Below are 17,867 nucleotides of genomic sequence, written 5' to 3'. Positions count from 1 at the left end.
GTTCAACATCCGGGTGCGCGTGCCGCGGCAAGCGCACCGGCCTCAGGCGAGCCTGACGCCCTTGCGTCCCGCATAATCCTGGATGAATTGCCACGCCACGCGGCCGGATCGCGAGCCGCGTGTCGTTGACCATTCCAACGCCTCGCGCCGCAACTCGTCCGGGTCCGTCGGAATGCGGAAATGCTTCACATAGCCGTCGACCATCGCGAGGAACTCGTCCTGGCTGCATTTGTGGAAGCCGAGCCACAGCCCGAAGCGGTCGGATAGCGACACCTTCTCCTCGACCGCTTCGCCCGGATTGATCGCCGTCGAGCGTTCGTTCTCCATCATGTCGCGCGACATCAGGTGACGGCGGTTTGAGGTGGCGTAGAGAATCACGTTCTCCGGCCGGCCCTCGATGCCGCCTTCGAGGACCGCCTTCAGCGACTTGTAGGTCGTGTCGTCGCCGTCGAAGGACAGGTCGTCGCAGAACACGATGAAGCGGTAGGGCGTCTCGCGCAGCATCGCCATGAGGAGCGGCAGGCTCTCGATATCCTCGCGGTGGATCTCGATCAGCTTGAGCTGGCCCGGCTCGCGGGCGGTCGCGTTGACGCTGGCATGTGCGGCCTTGACGAGGGACGACTTGCCCATGCCGCGCGCGCCCCAGAGCAGGGCGTTGTTCGCCGGCAACCCGTTCGCGAACCGTTCGGTGTTCTCGATCAGGGTGTCACGCATCCGGTCGATGCCTTTGAGAAGGCCGAGATCGACGCGGTTCACCCGCTTCACCGGCACGAGCACCCCGCCGTCGGCGTGCCAGATGAAGGCATCGGCGGCGCCGAAATCGGGCTTTGGCCGCGGGGGCGGTGACAGGCGCTCCAGTGCCGCCGCGATGCGCTCGATGGTCTCCGGCGAGGGATTCGCTGACTTTGGCTTGATCCTGGGCTTGGTCTTGGCGACTGTCCGCGTCCGGGCGCTCGTGGCGGGCTTCCTAGCTTTGCGCATGCGGTGGCGCGTCCTCTTGCAATGGCCTGCCGAACCCCATAGCTGCACCGAAAAAGGCCTGCAAGGCCAATGATTTGCTTCCGACTTGCGGCATCTTGGCTTAAAGCGGCCATGACGTTGCAATTGGACGGGCGGCCGCTATAGTCCGCGCCGTTTTGGGCGCGGTGTTCGCGCCGAACGACACGCTCAAAGAGGCCGTTCGATGCTGATTACGCCCGCCTATGCGCAGGCTGCTGGTGGTGATGCCAATTCGATGCTGGTTTCGCTGCTGCCTTTCGTCCTGATTTTCGTGATCATGTATTTCCTGATCCTTCGTCCGCAGCAGAAGCGCGTGAAGCAGCATCAGGAGATGGTGAAAAACGTTCGCCGCGGCGATACCGTCGTGACGTCCGGCGGTCTGATCGGCAAGGTGACCAAGGTCATCGACGACGACCAGCTCGAGATCGAGCTTGCGGACGGCGTCAAGGTCCGGCAGGTGCGCCAGATGGTCAGCGATGTGCGCGCCAAGGGCGAGCCGGTTAAGGACGAAGCGTAGCGGCATTGCCGGCGTAGAGGGGCGCGCCTGACTATCCTCTCGATAACGGACGCGATCACGGACTAGGCCGATGCTTTACATTTCCCGCTGGAAGATGCTGGCGATCATCGCGACGACGCTGATCGTGTGCTCCTTCGCGATTCCGAACTTCTTCCCGAAGGAACAGGTCGAAAAGTGGCCGAAATGGGCGCAGCGCCATATCGTGCTCGGCCTCGATCTGCAGGGCGGCTCGCACATCCTGCTTGAGGTCGACTCGGCCGCGGTGCGCAAGGAAAAGGTCGAGGCGCTGCGCGACGACGTGCGGCGCGTGGTCCGGGAGAACAGGCTCGGCAGCCCGTCCGCGGTGACCGTGCGTGGCAACACCGTCGAGTTCCGTGTCCGCGACGGCGTCGATCAGAAGCTCGCTCTCCAGAAATTCCAGGAATTGTCTCAGCCGCTTGGTGGACTGCTGCAGGCGACCGGCCAGCGCAGCATCGATGTGGTCGATGCCGGCGGCGGATTGTTCCGCCTGACCGTGACCGAGCCCGCTCTTGTCGAGCGCATCCGCCAGTCGGTCGACCAGTCGATCCAGATCATCGAGCGCCGCGTCAACGAGCTCGGCACCGTCGAGCCCTCGATCCAGCGCCAGGGCGTCGATCGCGTTCTGGTCCAGGTGCCGGGCCTTCAGGATCCGCAGCGCCTGAAGGATCTGCTCGGCAAGACTGCCAAGCTGACTTTCCGGATGGTCGACATGACCACGACACCGGATCAGGCGGAGGCGGGCAAGGTTCCGCCTGAATCCGAACTGCTGCGCGGCAGCAAGTCCGAAAACGGTCAGCCCTATGTGATCGAGAAGCGCGTCGTCGTCTCGGGCGAAGACCTCGTCGATGCGCAGCCCGGCTTCGACCAGCGCACCAGCGAGCCGGTCGTCAATTTCCGCTTCAACAACAATGGCGCACGGCGCTTTGCCGAAGCGACGCAGTCCAATGTCGGACGGCCCTTCGCCATCGTGCTCGACAACGAGGTGATTTCGGCGCCGGTGATCCGCGAGCCGATCATCGGCGGCTCGGGACAGATTTCCGGAAATTTCACCGTGCAGGCCGCGAACGATCTCGCGATTCTCCTGCGCGCGGGCGCGCTTCCGGCGCCGCTGACCATCATCGAAGAGCGCACGGTCGGCCCCGGCCTTGGCCAGGACTCGATCGACAACGGCATGCGAGCGGCCTGGATCGGCTCGCTCGCGGTCATCATCTTCATGTTCGCGACGTACGGCCTGTTCGGCCTGTTCGCCAACATCGCCGTGGCGATCAACGTCGCGATGATCTTCGGCATCCTGTCTTTGCTCAATGCCACGCTGACATTGCCGGGCATCTGCGGCATCGTGCTGACCGTCGGCATCGCGGTCGACTCGAACGTGCTGATCTACGAGCGTATCCGCGAAGAGGTGAGGGCGGGCCGATCCGCGCTCAATGCGCTTGACGCGGGCTTCACGCGCGCGCTTGCGACCATCCTCGACTCCAACATTACGACCTTCATCGCGGCCGTCGTCCTGTTCTATATCGGCACGGGCCCGGTGCGCGGATTCGCTGTGACACTCGGCATCGGCATCGTGACGACCGTTTTCACCGCTTTCACCCTGACACGATTGATGGTGGCCCTGTGGGTGCGCTGGTGGCGCCCGCGTACGGTCCCGATCTGAGGTTCGAGAACGCCCGTGCGCATTCCTCTTCTTCGTATCGTCCCGGACGACACCAAATTCGACTTCATGCGCTTCCGGCGCATCAGCTTCCCGATATCGGCCGTTCTGTCGATCGTCGCGATGCTGCTGTTCTTCACCCACGGCCTCAATCTGGGCGTCGACTTTGTCGGCGGCACGTTGATGGAGGTGCAGACCAAGTCCGGTCCGGCCGATCTTGCGAAGATGCGCAGCGCCGTGGGCTCGCTCAATCTCGGCGAAGCGCAGCTCCAGCAATTCGGGGCTCCGACGGACGTGCTGATCCGCATCCCGCAGCAGCCGGGAGGCGAACTGGCGCAACAGCAGGCGGCGCAAAAGGTGCGTGCGGCACTGGGCGATGAGATCGACGTGCGACGCATCGAGGTGGTCGGCCCGCGCGTTTCGACCGAGTTGCTGGCCTACGGCATCTTCGGGTTGCTGGTCGCGATTATCGGTATCTTTATCTACCTCTGGTTCCGGTTCGAATGGCAGTTCGCGCTGGGCGCCATGATCGCGAACGTGCACGACCTTGTGCTCACCATCGGCTTCCTGTCATTGATGCAGATCGATTTCGATCTCAACGGCATCGCCGCGCTGATGACCATTCTCGGCTATTCGCTGAACGACACGGTCGTGATCTACGATCGTATCCGCGAGATGCTGCGGCGCTATAAGCGCATGTCGATCGCGGACCTTCTGAACATCTCGGTCAACTCGACCCTGTCGCGCTCCGTGATCACGCACGTCACGGTCACGCTTGCGTTGCTTGCGCTGTTCTTCTTCGGCGGCCACGCCATCCATGCCTTCACCGCGACGATGCTGTTCGGTGTCGTGCTGGTCGGCACCTACACCTCGATTTTCATCGCCGCGCCGATCCTGATCTATCTCGGTGTCGGCTATGGACGGCAGGAGGCCGACGAGCCTGCGCCGAAGGAATTCGTGGCTGAAGTTGCATCCGACAAGGCCGGCGCGGCGAAACCCGCCGCGGCCAAGCCCGCCACAGCCAAGCGCTGAGCTTGGACCGGCCGGATCAGCCTCCGCATTTTCCGCGGCCTGCGCCGATCGACTCCTACGGACGCGGCGGCTTCCGCTTTGCCGGCATGTCGCATCGCGGCTCGCTTCTGTTGCTGCCGAGCGGGATCTGGGCCTGGCCGGTGACAGAGCCATCTGGCATTGACGCGCACACATTGGCGCCAGTCCTCGCCGAGGCGGACGCGATCGGGCTGTTGCTGATCGGGACCGGGCGGTCGCGCTGGCCGCTGCCGATCGAGCTCATGCAACTCTTCGCGCGCCACGGCATTTCGGCAGAGACCAGCCGGACCGGGCAGGCCGCCAACACCTACAACATCCTGCTCGAGGAAGGTCGCAAGGTCGCCGCCGCGCTGATTGCGGTGGACTGAGCGCTGGCAATCCCGTCATGACCCAGCAGGCCGATTATTGCGAAACACTGGTCCGTGACGCCGACAAGGACCGGTTTCTGGCGACCCTGTTTGCGCCCGCGGCGTCGCGCCCCGATCTCCACACGCTCTACGCATTCGATCTGGAGACGGCAGCGGTCGCGCATCGTGTCCGCGATCCGGTCGCCGGCGAGATCAGGCTGCAATGGTGGCACGACGCATTGTCGTCGGACGACGGGGTCTCCAGCGGACATCCCGTTGCTGACGCGATGGTGGAGCTCCTGCGCCGCAACGGGATACCCGGAAGCATCGCGCTCGATCTCGTCGACGCGAGGCGGCGGTGGCTGTATGCGAACGAAGAAACCACCGAAGCGGAATTCGAATTGCTGGCTTCGGAGACGGCGGGGGCGGTGATCGGGATGGCCGCGCGGGTTCTCGGCGGGCCGCTTCACGAGGCGACGCGGCTTGCGGCGCATCATGCCGGCGTGGTCGTGGCGGCAAGCCAGATCGCCCCGGACAGGGGCGCTTTTGATGCGCGGGTCCTGATCGACCGTCATCGGGCGGCGGCGCGCGCGCTCATTCCGAATCTGCCTGACGCAGTGCTGCCGGCTTTCCTGCCGCTCGCGCTTGCCGTGGATGACCGCGCCAGCTTGCCGCAATGGCGCAAGCAGTGGATCCTGTGGCGTGCGTCCGGAAACCTCGCGCGCTGGGTCTAGGTCAGAACGCGTAGCGGTCCCGCAGGTTCTGGCGTCCGGCGACGATGCGCGCGACGACTTCCTTCTCGGTCTCGTTGGCGAGCAACGGATCGATCAGATCGATCTGGTTCATAGCCACGAGTTGCAGGATGTCGGTCCGGATCTCGCCGCTCCCGGTACGCGGCAGCCGCTCGACCACCTGAAGCCGTTCCGGCGCGGTGATGCGTTTCGGATCATTCGCGAGGTGTCGGACGAGGTCGGTCTCGGCGAGACTGTCGCCCTCGACGAAAGCGTAAAGGCCGGTGCCAGTGCGCCGGTCAGGGAAGGCGACGATCACGGCATCGCTCACGCCGTCATACTGTTTGAGCCGCGCCGTCAGTTGCGGCGCGTCATTGACGAAGCGCGGGCCGGAGCCTTCGCGATCGGTGAAATTCAGCATGCCGCGCGTGATCCAGTAATAGACCTTCTTGCCGGTCGCCATCCAGATCCGCGTCGGCCACGCCTTGCGCGCGAGGATGCGCTTCTCGGTCGCGGTGAGGGCGTCCGGTACATAGCGGCGCTTGTGCTTGAGCATGTGCCGCAGGTCTTCGTAGGCCGCGATGCGGAACAGCCGGCCGCGTCGTGAGAAGTGCGTCGCGAGCTGGAAGTCGGTCAGGGATGCGTAACCGGTCGGCGTTCGAAGCCAGTTCTGCTCCTTGGCGAGGTCATTGTGCGTCAGCCCTTCGCGATGGATGGCGCGAAGCGCGCGCCGGGCGGAGCGGAAGAAATTCAGATCGCCTTCAGGTCGGGCGATGTGTACCGGCAGTCCGTCGATCCAGCCGCGGACCAGGGCCTGTTTGCCGAGGTAAAGGAGCGGTGGAGCGATACCAAGTGAGCCTGCGATCGCGAGCCCGCGTGCCTCCCGCTTCAGAAAGTGGCGCGCGATGCCGTAGCTCCACCACGGGACGAGATCGATCCGCCGCAGCACGGCTTCGACCTCGCCACCGGGCGTCGTGAAGCTGCCCCGTTCGACGGTGGAGAAGACGTCCTGTTTGAGCACGAGCCGGCTTCGGAAGCGGCCGGCGAGTTCTTGCGGAATGGAATCTTGATCGTTCATCGGTCGGGCTGCTGATCGCGGGCAGCTTCTAGCATGCGGGCGGTGCGCAGGTCATGCCGCGGCCGTCACTGTCCCGTCGGACCACAAGGCGAGGTCGGACAATGCGCGGGCGGTGAGGGCACGCTTCTTGGCGATGGTCTTGGCCGGGCCGCGCAGCCGCTCTCCAGTCTCGGAGCGGCTCGGTGTCTGCGCGAGAGGCGGGAACAGTCCGAAATTGATGTTCATTGGCTGGAAGCTGCGCGGTCCGGCATCGATGGTCTCGAGATGGCCGCCGGTGATATGCGCGAGCAGCGCGCCGTGGGCGGTTGTCGGTGGCGGCGCGACGATTGCCGTCCCGAGGCGCTCGGCCGCGGCAAAGCGGCCGGCAAGCAGGCCGATCGCTGCGGATTCCACGTAACCTTCGCAGCCGGTGATCTGGCCGGCGAAGCGCAGGCGCGGCATCGCTCGCAACCGCAGATGTGGATCGAGCAGGATCGGCGAGTTCAGGTAGGTATTGCGGTGCAGTCCGCCGAGCCGCGCGAATTCGGCTTGCTCCAGACCGGGAATGGTGCGGAACAGCCGCGTCTGCTCGCCGTGCTTCAGCTTGGTCTGGAAGCCGACCATGTTGAACAGCGTGCCCAGCTTGTTGTCCTGGCGCAACTGCACCACCGCATAGGGCTTGCGATCGGGTGCGTTCGGATTCGTCAGACCGAACGGCTTCATCGGTCCATGGCGCAATGTCTCGCGGCCGCGCTCGGCCATGACTTCGATCGGAAGGCAGCCGTCGAAATACGGTGTCGAGGCTTCCCATTCGTGGAACGAGACTTTCTCCGCCGCCAGCAGCGCATCGATGAAGGCGTCGTATTGAGCGCGGTCGAGCGGGCAGTTGATGTAGTCGGCGCCCGAGCCGCCGGGACCGGCCTTGTCATAGCGCGACTGGAGCCATGCGACCGACATGTCGATGGTCTCGCGATGCACGATCGGCGCGATTGCATCGAAGAAGGCAAGCGACGTCTCGCCCGTCAGGTTGCGGATCGCGTCCGCGAGAGCGGGCGAGGTCAGGGGACCGGTCGCAACGATCACGCTGTCCCAGTGCTCATCGGGCAGCCCGTCGACTTCGCCACGCTCGATCCGGATCAATGGATGCGTCTCGAGCGCGTGTGTCACGGCTGCGGAAAAGCCGTTGCGGTCAACCGCAAGCGCGCCGCCCGCCGGAACCTGATTGGCATCGCCCGCACGCATGATCAGCGAGCCGAGTCGGCGCATCTCCTCGTGCAGCACACCGATCGCGCTGGTCTCGCGGTCGTCGGAGCGGAAGGAGTTCGAACAAACGAGCTCGGCGAGGCTGTCGGTGTGATGTGCCGCGGTCTGCCGGATCGGGCGCATCTCGTGCAATAGGACGGGGACACCGGCCTGCGCGAGCTGCCAGGCGGCTTCGGAACCGGCGAGGCCTCCGCCGACGACGTGAACTGGATCGATACGCGACATCGTGCCTGCCTATGCGATGGCGAGCGCGCGGGCAATCACATAGCGACACAACGAAAACGCCCGCTGGATGCGGGCGTTCTCGATTGCCTCAATTGAGGAATTCAATCAGGCCGTGCGCTCGGCGCTTTCCCAGGCGATACGCGGGATATCCGAACGGGAGATTCCGATGTCCGCGAGCTCGCGATCACCGAGGCGGGACAGCTCCTGAAGGCTGTTCCCATAAGCGCGCCACTGGCGCAGAAAGCGGACGAAGTGGGAGAGGAACATGGCTGGCATCCCTTTGAAAGATCAGAAGAACCGGTACTGATTCTGACAACAAGATAGTGCGCCATGGTGCGACGCAACAGATTTTATGTTGCGGCGCAGCTATGCGGGATATGCATAATGCCAGTCATATTTCGTTAAATTTTAATGAAATCCGAGCCTATGCGGGGCCTAACAGCCCGATACCGGACGCCATGGCGTCACAGATTTGCATAGGTAACGGCTTGGCGAGGATCGTTAGCGGGGGCGGACGCCCGGCTTCCCGGTCGGCGGGAACAGGAACTCGACACCAGCCGCTTCAAGTGCCGCCTGCAACGGGGCGAGCGAATCTTCTCGCCCCGGAGGCGGCCCGTCCATTTCCTCAAGTCTCCGGATGGTCGAACTCGACACCGCCGCCGCCAGAGAGAGTTCGCGCACGGACCAGTTGAGCACGCCGCGGGCCGACCGCAGCTGCGCGCCGGTCAGCACTGCCTTTTCGGTGTCGATGGTTGTCGGCCACACCTTTCGGTCCTGAATATCGGTGGAGATGCCGACCCATTCGCGCACCGTTCCCGATTCAAAAAGGATGGGCGCCGCGCGGGACATCATCCATCGGTATTCGCCGTCGGGCTGCTCGATCCTGTGCTCCACCGAGTATTCGCGCTTTGTGACGAGCGCGTCCGTCCAGGCCTGCATCGTGTGGGCGCGATCATCGGGATGTACGAGGTCGATCCAGCGCGAGCCCAGGATGTCGGTCGGATTCTGTCCACGCAATTCACGCCAGTTGCGAATGTCGAGAATCCGCCCCTCCGCATCGGCCGTCCAGATGAACGCGCCGGTGGCGGTGACGAGCGCACGGAAGCGCGAATCCGACGCTTCCCTCGCGAGCGCCATTTCGCGTTGCGGGGTGACGTCAAGCAGCACCCCGTACGCGCGGACAGGCTTGCCGGTCTTGTCGAGATTCACCTCACTCCGGTTGGAGAGCCAGCGGAGCTTGCCGTTCGGCCGTATGATCCGGAATTCCCGGTCAAGCGGTAATCCTTCCCTCACGATTCGGTCGAACTCACCCGAAGGTCGTCGATCGTCGGGATGCATCAGCTCGATGATCGCTTCGTAGGATGGTTCAACCGACCCGGAGGCAAGGCCAAGAAGTTCGTAAAATCCGCTTGACCACGCCATCTTGCGGGTCGTGAAGTCGAGGCTCCAGACACCGGCTTCAGTCTTCTTTTCGAGAAGACGAAAAGCCTCCTGAGAGCCGGGATCATCGGACGACATTACCATTGCACCCTCCACAAGTCGGGTAGTCCTGGCATGATCGAAATTTCCGGTTCCCGCAGAGTATCATCGAAAAAATTTGTGCCTGCAATCGCTTTTGCGTAAAAATTGTGCGTAAAAGTTCCGCCCGGCCCCGCTACGAAAATGTTGCCTGAGGCACGAAATTCAACGGTGACTTGAGAATGACGGGTATGCAGGCGCTGTTTTTCGACATGTTCGGGACGGTCGTCGACTGGCGCCGCGGAATTGCGCGCGAAAGCGAAGAGCTTCTGGCGCCTCGGGGGTATTCGCTCGACTGGATCGCCTTCGCCGATGCATGGCGCGCCGAATATCAGCCATCGATGGAAGAGGTGCGGGCGGGGCGGCTTGCTTTCAGCAAGCTCGATGTTCTGCACAGGCGCAATCTCGATCGGATCCGGCCGCGCTTCGGATTGTCGGACCTGGATGAGGACACATGCCGCGCGCTGAATACGGCCTGGCATCGTCTCCCGGCCTGGCCCGATGTGCCGGAGGGGCTTTCGCTGCTGCGCAAGCGCTTCCTGCTGGCGCCTGTCTCCAACGGAAATATCGGGTTGATGGTGCGGCTGGCGCGGCACAACGACTTTCGCTGGGACGCCATCCTCGGCGCTGAGATTGCCGGTGACTACAAGCCGAAGCCGCAGGTTTACGATGCGTCCTGCGCAGCGCTCGATCTCGCGCCCGAGCAATGCATGATGGTCGCCGCGCACAGTTCCGATCTCGCCGCCGCCGCGGCGCGCGGCTTGCGGACCGCGCATGTTGCGCGGCCCGATGAATACGGCCCCGGGACAGGCGAGCCGCGGCCCACCGTACCGGTCGACATAGCAGCGAGCGACTTCATCGATCTCGCGCGCAAGCTGGCGTAGTCGCGGCCGACTCACGGTTCGGAGACGGCGCTTACTTGACGATGCTGTCCGCGAGTGAGGCGACACTGTCCCTGATCTGCGGATCGGAGAGCTGTCCTCCGATCTCGCGAGTCATTTCGCCGAGCTTGTCGCGCATCGGTTTCGGCAGACTCTCCGCGATCTTCGGCGCGAGCGCATTCAGCTGCGCCATCCGCGCGCGGCGCCACTCGTCAGTGATGCCTTCCGCGGTAAAGGTGCTGATCGTACCTGCGACAGTCTGCACGATACCGCTCGAGACTTGCATGAAGCCGCCCTGGAATTTCGGGTCCTTGCGCTCCTTGTCGGAGGCCGATGCCATTTTTGCGCGTATGGCGTCGAGCGTGAAACCGGACAGGGCGAGTTGAAAATCCACGAAGCGGCCATACTCGTTCTGGAACTCGGCGATGTTCTTCCCGATGCGGTCGCCAATTTTCGGGTTGCGCGCGTTCGCCAGATTGCTCGTTCCGGTTCCGGCCATCATGTAGACCAGCCCGACCTTGTCGGCATTGGCGAGCCACTGGGTGATCCGCGGGATGTCGGAGAATTCCGGCGAGGTCATCGCGCTGGTATCGAGCACGACATCCAGCAGCGCCTTGGCGGCAGGGTCGGATTCGCGCGGCGGCTTTCCGGTCTTGGTCGAATTGCCCGCAAGCTTGACGAAGTCAGCGGCCGCCTTCTGCGCGGCGGCGAGTTTCTTCTGGTCCATTTCCGCGCCCGCCGGCGCCGCGATCAGACACAGGGCCGCGGCGAGGGTCGCGACGAGACGGGGGTACATTCGGGCTTCCTGGCGTTAAAATTGCGGATCGGTAGACTAGCTGCAATCGCGCCCTGTCCCAACGGGCCGGGCGCCTCCGTTGCTTGCGCAAACGGGCCTCTGCTATAGCTCGGTTCCAGAAAATCCCAACGGAGTCATCTAATGTCGGTCGACGCGGCGACCGTTCGCCGGATTGCCCATCTATCCCGAATCGCGGTTGCCGACGGGGAGGTGGAACACCTGCGCGGTGAGATCAACGCGATCCTCGCCTTCGTGGAGCAACTCGCGGAAGTCAACGTCGATGGCGTCGAGCCGATGACGTCGGTGACCCCCATGGTGATGAAGAAGCGCGTCGATCAGGTGACCGATGGCGGGATCGCGGACGACATTCTGCGGAATGCGCCGCTGACCGAGGGGCCGTATTTCGTCGTCCCCAAGGTCGTCGAGTGAAGGTTGTCGAGTCATGTGTCTCGCCTGCGAAGAAGCCGACATGTATTACCGCTGGCAGTTGCTCCAGCAGATCGCCAAGGGCGAGATGCCGGAGGGACACAGCGAAGAGGACCTGCGCACCCTCGGATTGCCGCTGCCCGGCGAGATCGAGGTGGTCGAGGAGCCGGATGGCACCAAGGTCGTCCGTCAGAAGGCGCCAGAGACAACGGCTGCGGCCTTTGCCTGCGATAGTCCCGACGCATGAGCGATCTCACCAACCTCACGATCGCCGCGGCGCGTGACGGACTGAAAACAAAAAGCTTCAGCGCATCCGAACTGACCGAGGCGCATATTGCCGCGGTCGAGAAGGCGCGCGCGCTCAACGCCTATGTGTTGGAAACGCCGGATCATGCGCGGCAGCGGGCCAGAGAGTCCGACGCGCGCATCGCGTCCGGCGATGCCGGGCCGCTGGAGGGCATTCCGATCGGCGTGAAGGATCTGTTCTGTACGAAGGACGTACGGACGACGGCGTGCTCGAAGATCCTCGGCAATTTCGTTCCGACCTATGAGTCGACGGTCACCTCCCAACTCTGGCGCGACGGCGCGGTGATGCTCGGCAAGACCAACAACGACGAATTCGCCATGGGCTCGTCCAACGAGACCTCGGCACTCGGCGCGGTCATCTCGCCCTGGCGTCGAAAGGGTTCGAACACCCCGCTCGTACCGGGCGGATCGTCCGGTGGTTCGGCGGCGGCCGTGGCGGCGCGCCTGTGCCTTGCCGCCACCGGCACCGACACTGGTGGTTCGATCCGCCAGCCGGCGGCGTTCACCGGTATCGTCGGCATCAAGCCGACCTATGGCCGCTGCTCGCGCTGGGGCATCGTCGCCTTCGCGTCATCGCTCGATCAGGCGGGGCCGTTCACGCGGACCGTCCGTGACAACGCGATCCTCTTGCGCTCGATGGCGGGCCATGACCCGAAGGACACCACCAGCGCCGATCTGCCGGTGCCGGACTATGAGGCGGCGGTCGGCAAGTCGGTGAAGGGCATGCGCATCGGCATCCCGAAGGAGTATCGGATCGACGGCATGCCGTCCGAGATCGAGAAGCTGTGGGAGCAGGGCGCAGCCTGGCTGAAGAATGCCGGCGCCGAGATGGTCGAGATCTCGCTACCGCATACGAAATACGCGCTGCCGGCCTATTACATCGTGGCGCCGGCGGAAGCCTCGTCCAACCTCGCGCGCTATGACGGCGTCCGCTACGGCCTGCGCGAACAGGGGCGCGACATCGTCGGCATGTATGAAGCGACGCGCGCTGCGGGCTTCGGCGCGGAGGTGCGCCGCCGTGTGATGATCGGCACCTATGTGCTCTCGGCCGGCTATTACGATGCCTATTATCTTCGCGCGCAGAAGGTGCGGACGCTGATCAAGAAGGATTTCGAGGATGTGTTCGCTGCAGGTGTCGATGCGATCCTGACGCCGGCAACGCCATCCGCTGCCTTTGGCGTCGGCGAAAAGGGCGGCGCGGATCCGATCGAGATGTATCTCAACGACGTCTTCACGGTCACGGTCAACATGGCGGGGTTGCCGGGCATCTCTGTCCCGGCCGGCCTGTCGTCCGAAGGACTGCCGCTCGGATTGCAACTGATCGGACGGCCGTTCGACGAGGCGACGTTGTTCTCGCTCGGCGCGGTGATCGAGCAGGCGGCCGGGACTTACCCGGTCGAGGCGTGGTGGTGATGGCTGCTCCTGCGAAGAATCCGAACCTCATCCGCGGCGTGACCGGGGACTGGGAAGTCGTGATCGGCATGGAGGTCCATGCTCAGGTCACCTCGGAATCGAAACTGTTCTCCGGCGCGTCGACGGCGTTCGGCGGCGAGCCGAACTCGCATGTGTCGCTGGTCGATGCCGCAATGCCGGGAATGTTGCCGGTGATCAACGAGGAGTGCGTGCGGCAGGCAATCCGCACCGGTCTCGGGTTGAAGGCCGTGATCAACAACAGGTCGGTGTTCGACCGGAAGAACTATTTCTATCCGGACCTGCCGCAAGGCTACCAGATCAGCCAGTACAAGTCGCCGATCGTGGGCGAGGGGGTGGTCGGCGTCGATTTGCCAGACGGCAGCAGCATCAATGTCGGCATCGAGCGCGTCCATCTCGAGCAGGACGCTGGAAAAAGCATCCACGACCAGCATCCGACGCTTTCGCTGGTCGATCTCAATCGCTCCGGCGTCGCGCTGATGGAGATCGTCTCGAAGCCGGACATCCGCTCGTCGGAGCAGGCGAAGGCCTATGTCAGCAAGCTGCGCTCCATCCTCCGTTACCTCGGCACATGCGATGGCGACATGGAGAAGGGCAACCTCCGCGCCGACGTCAACGTATCGGTGCGGCGGCCCGGTGAGCCCTACGGCACGCGCTGTGAGATCAAGAACGTCAACTCGATCCGTTTCATCGGCCAGGCTATCGAATACGAGGCGCGGCGCCAGATCGAGATCATCGAGGACGGCGGCACGATCGACCAGGAAACGCGCCTGTTCGACCCGAACAAGGGCGAAACCCGTTCGATGCGCTCCAAGGAAGAGGCGCATGACTATCGTTACTTCCCCGATCCGGACCTGCTGCCGCTCGAATTCGACGACGCCTATGTCGATGCGCTGCGGGCGAATCTTCCGGAGCTTCCGGACGAGAAGAAGGATCGGTTCATTGCGTCGTACGGTCTGCCGCCCTATGACGCCGGCGTCCTGATCGCCGAGAAGGAGACGGCGGACTATTTCGAGGCGGTCGCAAAGGGCCGCGATGCGAAATCCGCCGCGAACTGGGTGATCAACGAACTCGCCGGCCGCCTGAACAAGGAGGGCAGGGACATCGGCGCGTCGCCGGTTTCCGCCGCGCAACTCGGGACGATCCTCGACCTGATCTCGGAAAAGACGATTTCAGGCAAGATCGCCAAGGATCTGTTCGAGATCGTGTGGGCCGAGGGCGGTGATCCGCGCGGCATCGTCGAGGCGCGGGGGATGAAGCAGGTCACCGATACGGGTGCGATCGAGAAAGTGGTCGATGAGATCGTGGCTGCGAATCCCGACAAGGTTGCGGATGCGAAGACCAACCCGAAAGCGATCGGCTGGTTTGTCGGTCAGGTGATGAAGTCGTCCGGCGGCAAGGCCAATCCGCAAGCTGTGAACGAAATCCTGAAAGCCAAACTCGGTCTTTGAGACTGCGCGCGGTAGCGATAGGCTTTCGTTCTCATCGCTATGTGCGTTTTGAAATTGACGAGGTCACCATGCTTACCCGCCGCTGTCTGCTTGCGCTTTCACTTGTCGTCGCGACAACGCTTGGAGCCCACGCCGCCGACAGCAAATACGGCAACTTCATCTTCGTAAAACCGGGGCAGCTTGATCTCGGCAAGCTGCTGGCTCCGGCCCCCGACCCGAATTCGGAAACCCAGAAGCGCGATCTTGCGACCGTGCTGGAGGTTCAGAAGACGCGCACGCCGGCCCAGGTCGAGCGGGCCGTGGCTGACAATCCGCTCTCGATCTACCGCTTCGCTGATGTCGTCGGTCCGGACTTCTCCGCCGCGCGCTATCCGCAGGTGGACGCCTTCTTCAAGCGGATGTTCAACGACTCCCGCATCCTCGTTCTCTCCAGCAAGGATGTGTGGGACCGCCCGCGTCCTTACGTCGTGAGCAAGGACGTCCAGCCGGTCGGTGAGTTGCCGAAGGCGCCGGGGTCCTATCCGAGCGGTCACGCGATCTTCGGCTATCTGAGCGCGATCATTCTCGCCAACATGCTGCCGGAGAAAGCGACCGCTCTCTATGAGCGCGGCTACGAGTACGGGACCAACCGCGTGGTCACCGGTGTTCACTTCCCGACCGATCTCGAAGGTGGCCGCATGGCCGCAACCGCCATCGCTGCAGCATTGTTGCAAAGCGAACAGTTCCGAACGGAACTGGAGGCCGCGAAGACGGAATTGCGGAAGGGACTCGGCCTTTCGATCAACGCAGCGTCGTCCTCGGCGCGCTGAGACGTTCTCATCTTCGCTGACGGGACGCGTTTTCATCTCGACGCTGTCGCCTCAATGGCCGTGAACTGACTTTTGCGAGCGCAGCTCGGCCTTTGACCGACCCCGTCAGCGAAATTTGACGCGAACAGAATCCGCGTCGTGTTGCATCGGGCGTCGTTGAGATGCGCTCGCAACAATCCGCCCATCAACCCGTCCCGTTTTGGGGCAATGCAGTATGCTCGATGAGTGATTGAGCGTGCGCGAATGCGCGCGAGACGACAATCGTTGCAGTGCGAACGATACGCCGACGCCGTTCAAAGTCGTGCGCAAGCTTCGGAATGGAGCGCGTGACGCGACGGGTGAATGCGTCAACGCCGAATCGAGATGACCGATTCGTTCGATTCGCGATCGAATCCGCCGCCTGCGCGCCCCATTTCCGAGCCGTCCCAAAAAAAAATTTGTGATTGTAAACGGGACAATCGGCTTGACATCGCAACCACTGAAATTGCGGGCGCTGCACTCGTGCTGTCGATGAAGAACGAACGCATTCGAACACTCACGACACACGAATTGCCCATATTTTATCGGTGCAAATCAATCATCGCGATCTCGGCGCGGCGACGATCGTCAGCGTCGTCTCGCCGGTGATGTGCTGAACGCGCGCGCGCCGCCGTCATGCATCGATCGACGCTCGCGGCGACCCGCGGGAGTACACGTTTCGTTAAGTGGAGTCGCTGTTTCGTGCGTTCTGGTGTAATCGAGTTCACGTGCACGTCGATTCGCGACGGCACTTAATCGATAGCGCCATCTCTAACTTGGAGGGCACAATGGCGAAACGTAAGAAGGCAGTGGCCAAGAAGGCTGCTAAGAAGACGAAGCGCGCTAAGAAGCGGAAGTAAGCGCGATCCGTTTTCGTGCCACGTTACATGGCCGGCGACGCTGTTCTGCGCGAATTCAACTTCGGGCGAGGCATCGCCGGCTTCAATGTAACGACGGAGGGCGTCGGCGAGACAATATCAGGTCTCTCCGACGCCCTCGGTCTTTCCGGACATGGCTTTGCCGTCCAGACTTCTGCAGCCTGACGCGACTTAGCCGGTTCATACCCGGCTATTCAGGCGGCTTTCGGCTTCAGGCGCGTATTGCACGCGCTCCAGAATTTCGGCCAGGTCATGTTCTTCTCGATCTTGCCGGCCTTCTTTGCCTCTCGCCATTCCGCGCCGCATTGCTTCTGGCGATCTCTGACCGCGGCGCGAGCGGCTGACGCCTTGGCTTTCTTCTCGGCGCGCTCCTTCTTGGCCTCGGCCCGTTTGGCCTTGCGCTCTTCCGCCTTGGCCTTGCGATCCTCGGTCGACTTCGACTTCGCGTCGCTCTGACCCGTTGCTTCCTTTGCGGGGGGCGTCGTCTGCGCGACTGCGCCGCCGCCCTGAAGTCCCGCGAATGCCAATGCTGCCGCAATCAACGTCGCAACTATGACCTTGCTCATGCTTCACTCCCACCTTGCACCGCGATAGGTGCAAAACGGGAGACTATGCGTTGCGGTGAGGGCGGTCCATATGGACCAGCCGGTTGCAGCGGGCATGTCCCGGGCTTAGGTGACGTTGCCTGGATCGTGCGAATGTAGGAGACAGCGATGGCGCGCAAGCCGGCCAAGTCGAAGACACGAACAGCGAAGAAGCCGAAATCGCCGCCGAAGGGGCGGGCCCCGAAAGCCGGAGTGGCCGCAAGGCGCAAGGCGCCGCCCGCAAAGCGGAAGGTGGCGTCGGCAAAGCGCCAGCGCCCGATCGAGCTCTATTACTGGCCGACACCCAATGGCTGGAAGATTTCGATCATGCTGGAGGAGTGCCGGCTTCCCTACATAATGAAGCCGGTGAACATCTCGACCGGTGACCAGTTCAAGCCGGAATTCCTCGCGATCTCCCCTAACAACCGCATGCCGGCCATCGTCGATCCCGACGGTCCTGGCGGGCGGCCGATCTCGGTCTTCGAGTCGGGCGCGATCCTGCAATATCTCGGACGCAAGACCGGCAAGTTCTATCCGACTGATGAGCGCGCCCGGACGGAGGTCGATCAATGGCTGTTCTGGCAGATGGGGGGGCTCGGCCCGATGGCAGGGCAGGCGCACCATTTCCGGATATACGCACCTGAGAAGCTGCCCTATGCGATCGATCGCTACACCAACGAGGTCCACCGCTTGTTCGGTGTCATGAACATCCGGTTGAAGGATCGGCCGTTCCTGGCGGGCAAGTATTCGATCGCCGATATCGCGTGTGTCGGATGGGCGTCGCGCTGGGAGCGGCAGGGGCTGGACATCAACGAATTCCCGCACGTCAAACGATGGCTCGAGACGTTGATGGCGCGACCGGCTGTTGAACGCGGCATGAAGCTTCGTGTCGAAGAAGCATCGCA

Annotated in this window: 19 protein-coding genes; 12 read left to right on the top strand and 7 right to left on the bottom strand. The window is 63.2% G+C overall.

Annotated elements, in window-relative coordinates:
* Positions 1-42: 42 nt before the first annotated feature.
* Complete coding sequence (locus VNZ93_RS19880) at positions 43-981, bottom strand: ATP-binding protein (RefSeq protein WP_325709225.1); 939 nt, start codon at positions 979-981, stop codon at positions 43-45.
* A 202-nt stretch (positions 982-1,183) separates the two neighbouring features.
* Here VNZ93_RS19880 and yajC point away from each other — a divergent pair, with 202 nt between their 5' ends.
* From yajC to VNZ93_RS19855, 5 genes are all read left to right on the top strand, one after another.
* The gene (gene yajC / locus VNZ93_RS19875) at positions 1,184-1,516 is read left to right on the top strand and encodes a preprotein translocase subunit YajC (protein ID WP_325709222.1); all 333 of its coding nucleotides are present in this window, start codon (positions 1,184-1,186) and stop codon (positions 1,514-1,516) included.
* A 70-nt stretch (positions 1,517-1,586) separates the two neighbouring features.
* A complete protein-coding gene (gene secD / locus VNZ93_RS19870) occupies positions 1,587-3,194 on the top strand; it encodes a protein translocase subunit SecD (RefSeq protein WP_325709219.1) in 1,608 nt (535 codons plus the stop codon).
* Positions 3,195-3,260: 66 nt separating this feature from the next.
* On the top strand, positions 3,261-4,223 hold the full coding sequence (gene secF, locus VNZ93_RS19865) for a protein translocase subunit SecF (RefSeq protein ID WP_325709270.1): 963 nt from the start codon (positions 3,261-3,263) through the stop codon (positions 4,221-4,223).
* Positions 4,220-4,609, top strand: coding sequence for an Mth938-like domain-containing protein (locus VNZ93_RS19860; RefSeq protein ID WP_325709267.1), 390 nt, complete (start codon positions 4,220-4,222; stop codon positions 4,607-4,609). Before secF ends, VNZ93_RS19860 begins: the two co-directional genes overlap by 4 nt.
* Before the next feature lie 17 nt (positions 4,610-4,626).
* Entirely contained in the window at positions 4,627-5,322 is a 696-nt protein-coding gene (locus VNZ93_RS19855; RefSeq protein ID WP_325709216.1) for a phytoene/squalene synthase family protein, read from the top strand.
* 1 nt (position 5,323) lies between these two features.
* On the opposite strand, the gene VNZ93_RS19850 is transcribed toward VNZ93_RS19855, so the two are convergent.
* The 4 genes from VNZ93_RS19850 to VNZ93_RS19835 form a co-directional block, all read right to left on the bottom strand.
* Positions 5,324-6,397 (bottom strand): AMP-binding enzyme, encoded by a 1,074-nt coding sequence (locus VNZ93_RS19850; RefSeq protein ID WP_325709212.1) that lies wholly within the window; start codon positions 6,395-6,397, stop codon positions 5,324-5,326.
* 51 nt (positions 6,398-6,448) lie between these two features.
* Positions 6,449-7,864: a methylenetetrahydrofolate--tRNA-(uracil(54)-C(5))-methyltransferase (FADH(2)-oxidizing) TrmFO gene (gene trmFO / locus VNZ93_RS19845; RefSeq protein WP_325709209.1), complete on the bottom strand. Its 1,416-nt coding sequence runs from the start codon at positions 7,862-7,864 to the stop codon at positions 6,449-6,451.
* A 105-nt stretch (positions 7,865-7,969) separates the two neighbouring features.
* Entirely contained in the window at positions 7,970-8,131 is a 162-nt protein-coding gene (locus tag VNZ93_RS19840; protein ID WP_325709206.1) for a DUF1127 domain-containing protein, read from the bottom strand.
* A 234-nt stretch (positions 8,132-8,365) separates the two neighbouring features.
* A complete protein-coding gene (locus VNZ93_RS19835; protein WP_325709203.1) occupies positions 8,366-9,388 on the bottom strand; it encodes a PAS domain-containing protein in 1,023 nt (340 codons plus the stop codon).
* A gap of 185 nt (positions 9,389-9,573) precedes the next feature.
* On the opposite strand from VNZ93_RS19835, the gene VNZ93_RS19830 reads away from it, so the two are divergent.
* Positions 9,574-10,266, top strand: coding sequence for a haloacid dehalogenase type II (locus tag VNZ93_RS19830; protein WP_325709201.1), 693 nt, complete (start codon positions 9,574-9,576; stop codon positions 10,264-10,266).
* 31 nt (positions 10,267-10,297) lie between these two features.
* Here the strand turns inward: VNZ93_RS19830 and VNZ93_RS19825 are convergent, their stop codons facing one another.
* A complete protein-coding gene (locus tag VNZ93_RS19825) occupies positions 10,298-11,059 on the bottom strand; it encodes a hypothetical protein (protein WP_325709196.1) in 762 nt (253 codons plus the stop codon).
* Between the two features lie 141 nt (positions 11,060-11,200).
* On the opposite strand from VNZ93_RS19825, the gene gatC reads away from it, so the two are divergent.
* The 5 genes from gatC (at position 11,201) to VNZ93_RS19800 (ending at position 15,482) form a co-directional block, all read left to right on the top strand.
* Complete coding sequence (gene gatC, locus VNZ93_RS19820; RefSeq protein ID WP_325709193.1) at positions 11,201-11,488, top strand: Asp-tRNA(Asn)/Glu-tRNA(Gln) amidotransferase subunit GatC; 288 nt, start codon at positions 11,201-11,203, stop codon at positions 11,486-11,488.
* Positions 11,489-11,501: 13 nt separating this feature from the next.
* Entirely contained in the window at positions 11,502-11,732 is a 231-nt protein-coding gene (locus VNZ93_RS19815; protein ID WP_325709190.1) for a hypothetical protein, read from the top strand.
* Positions 11,729-13,204, top strand: a complete 1,476-nt coding sequence (gene gatA / locus VNZ93_RS19810) for an Asp-tRNA(Asn)/Glu-tRNA(Gln) amidotransferase subunit GatA (RefSeq protein ID WP_325709187.1) — start codon at positions 11,729-11,731, stop codon at positions 13,202-13,204. Before VNZ93_RS19815 ends, gatA begins: the two co-directional genes overlap by 4 nt.
* A complete protein-coding gene (gene gatB, locus VNZ93_RS19805; RefSeq protein WP_325709184.1) occupies positions 13,204-14,673 on the top strand; it encodes an Asp-tRNA(Asn)/Glu-tRNA(Gln) amidotransferase subunit GatB in 1,470 nt (489 codons plus the stop codon). Before gatA ends, gatB begins: the two co-directional genes overlap by 1 nt.
* Positions 14,674-14,741: 68 nt before the next feature.
* A complete protein-coding gene (locus VNZ93_RS19800; RefSeq protein ID WP_325709181.1) occupies positions 14,742-15,482 on the top strand; it encodes a phosphatase PAP2 family protein in 741 nt (246 codons plus the stop codon).
* Between the two features lie 1,090 nt (positions 15,483-16,572).
* Here the strand turns inward: VNZ93_RS19800 and VNZ93_RS19795 are convergent.
* The gene (locus VNZ93_RS19795) at positions 16,573-16,944 is read right to left on the bottom strand and encodes a hypothetical protein (protein WP_325709178.1); all 372 of its coding nucleotides are present in this window, start codon (positions 16,942-16,944) and stop codon (positions 16,573-16,575) included.
* Positions 16,945-17,289: 345 nt separating this feature from the next.
* On the opposite strand from VNZ93_RS19795, the gene VNZ93_RS19790 reads away from it, so the two are divergent.
* Positions 17,290-17,867 (top strand): glutathione S-transferase family protein (locus VNZ93_RS19790; protein WP_325709264.1); only part of this gene is annotated, 578 nt, incomplete at its 3' end.

Source organism: Pseudorhodoplanes sp. (assembly GCF_035565795.1).
Lineage (GTDB): Bacteria > Pseudomonadota > Alphaproteobacteria > Rhizobiales > Xanthobacteraceae > Pseudorhodoplanes.
The sequence above is the reverse complement of the archived record's forward strand: the minus strand, read 5'-3'. Positions and strand labels throughout refer to the sequence as shown.

Coding starts and splice junctions, on each gene's coding strand:
- VNZ93_RS19840 (WP_325709206.1), bottom strand. CDS start 8,131: ATGTTCCTCTCCCACTTCGTCCGCTTTCTGCGCCAGTGGCGCGCTTAT.
- VNZ93_RS19855 (WP_325709216.1), top strand. CDS start 4,627: ATGACCCAGCAGGCCGATTATTGCGAAACACTGGTCCGTGACGCCGAC.
- yajC (WP_325709222.1), top strand. CDS start 1,184: ATGCTGATTACGCCCGCCTATGCGCAGGCTGCTGGTGGTGATGCCAAT.
- VNZ93_RS19830 (WP_325709201.1), top strand. CDS start 9,574: ATGCAGGCGCTGTTTTTCGACATGTTCGGGACGGTCGTCGACTGGCGC.
- VNZ93_RS19795 (WP_325709178.1), bottom strand. CDS start 16,944: ATGAGCAAGGTCATAGTTGCGACGTTGATTGCGGCAGCATTGGCATTC.
- secF (WP_325709270.1), top strand. CDS start 3,261: ATGCGCTTCCGGCGCATCAGCTTCCCGATATCGGCCGTTCTGTCGATC.
- gatA (WP_325709187.1), top strand. CDS start 11,729: ATGAGCGATCTCACCAACCTCACGATCGCCGCGGCGCGTGACGGACTG.
- secD (WP_325709219.1), top strand. CDS start 1,587: ATGCTTTACATTTCCCGCTGGAAGATGCTGGCGATCATCGCGACGACG.
- VNZ93_RS19825 (WP_325709196.1), bottom strand. CDS start 11,059: ATGTACCCCCGTCTCGTCGCGACCCTCGCCGCGGCCCTGTGTCTGATC.
- VNZ93_RS19800 (WP_325709181.1), top strand. CDS start 14,742: ATGCTTACCCGCCGCTGTCTGCTTGCGCTTTCACTTGTCGTCGCGACA.
- VNZ93_RS19835 (WP_325709203.1), bottom strand. CDS start 9,388: ATGGTAATGTCGTCCGATGATCCCGGCTCTCAGGAGGCTTTTCGTCTT.
- gatC (WP_325709193.1), top strand. CDS start 11,201: ATGTCGGTCGACGCGGCGACCGTTCGCCGGATTGCCCATCTATCCCGA.
- trmFO (WP_325709209.1), bottom strand. CDS start 7,864: ATGTCGCGTATCGATCCAGTTCACGTCGTCGGCGGAGGCCTCGCCGGT.
- VNZ93_RS19880 (WP_325709225.1), bottom strand. CDS start 981: ATGCGCAAAGCTAGGAAGCCCGCCACGAGCGCCCGGACGCGGACAGTC.
- VNZ93_RS19850 (WP_325709212.1), bottom strand. CDS start 6,397: ATGAACGATCAAGATTCCATTCCGCAAGAACTCGCCGGCCGCTTCCGA.
- gatB (WP_325709184.1), top strand. CDS start 13,204: ATGGCTGCTCCTGCGAAGAATCCGAACCTCATCCGCGGCGTGACCGGG.
- VNZ93_RS19815 (WP_325709190.1), top strand. CDS start 11,502: ATGTGTCTCGCCTGCGAAGAAGCCGACATGTATTACCGCTGGCAGTTG.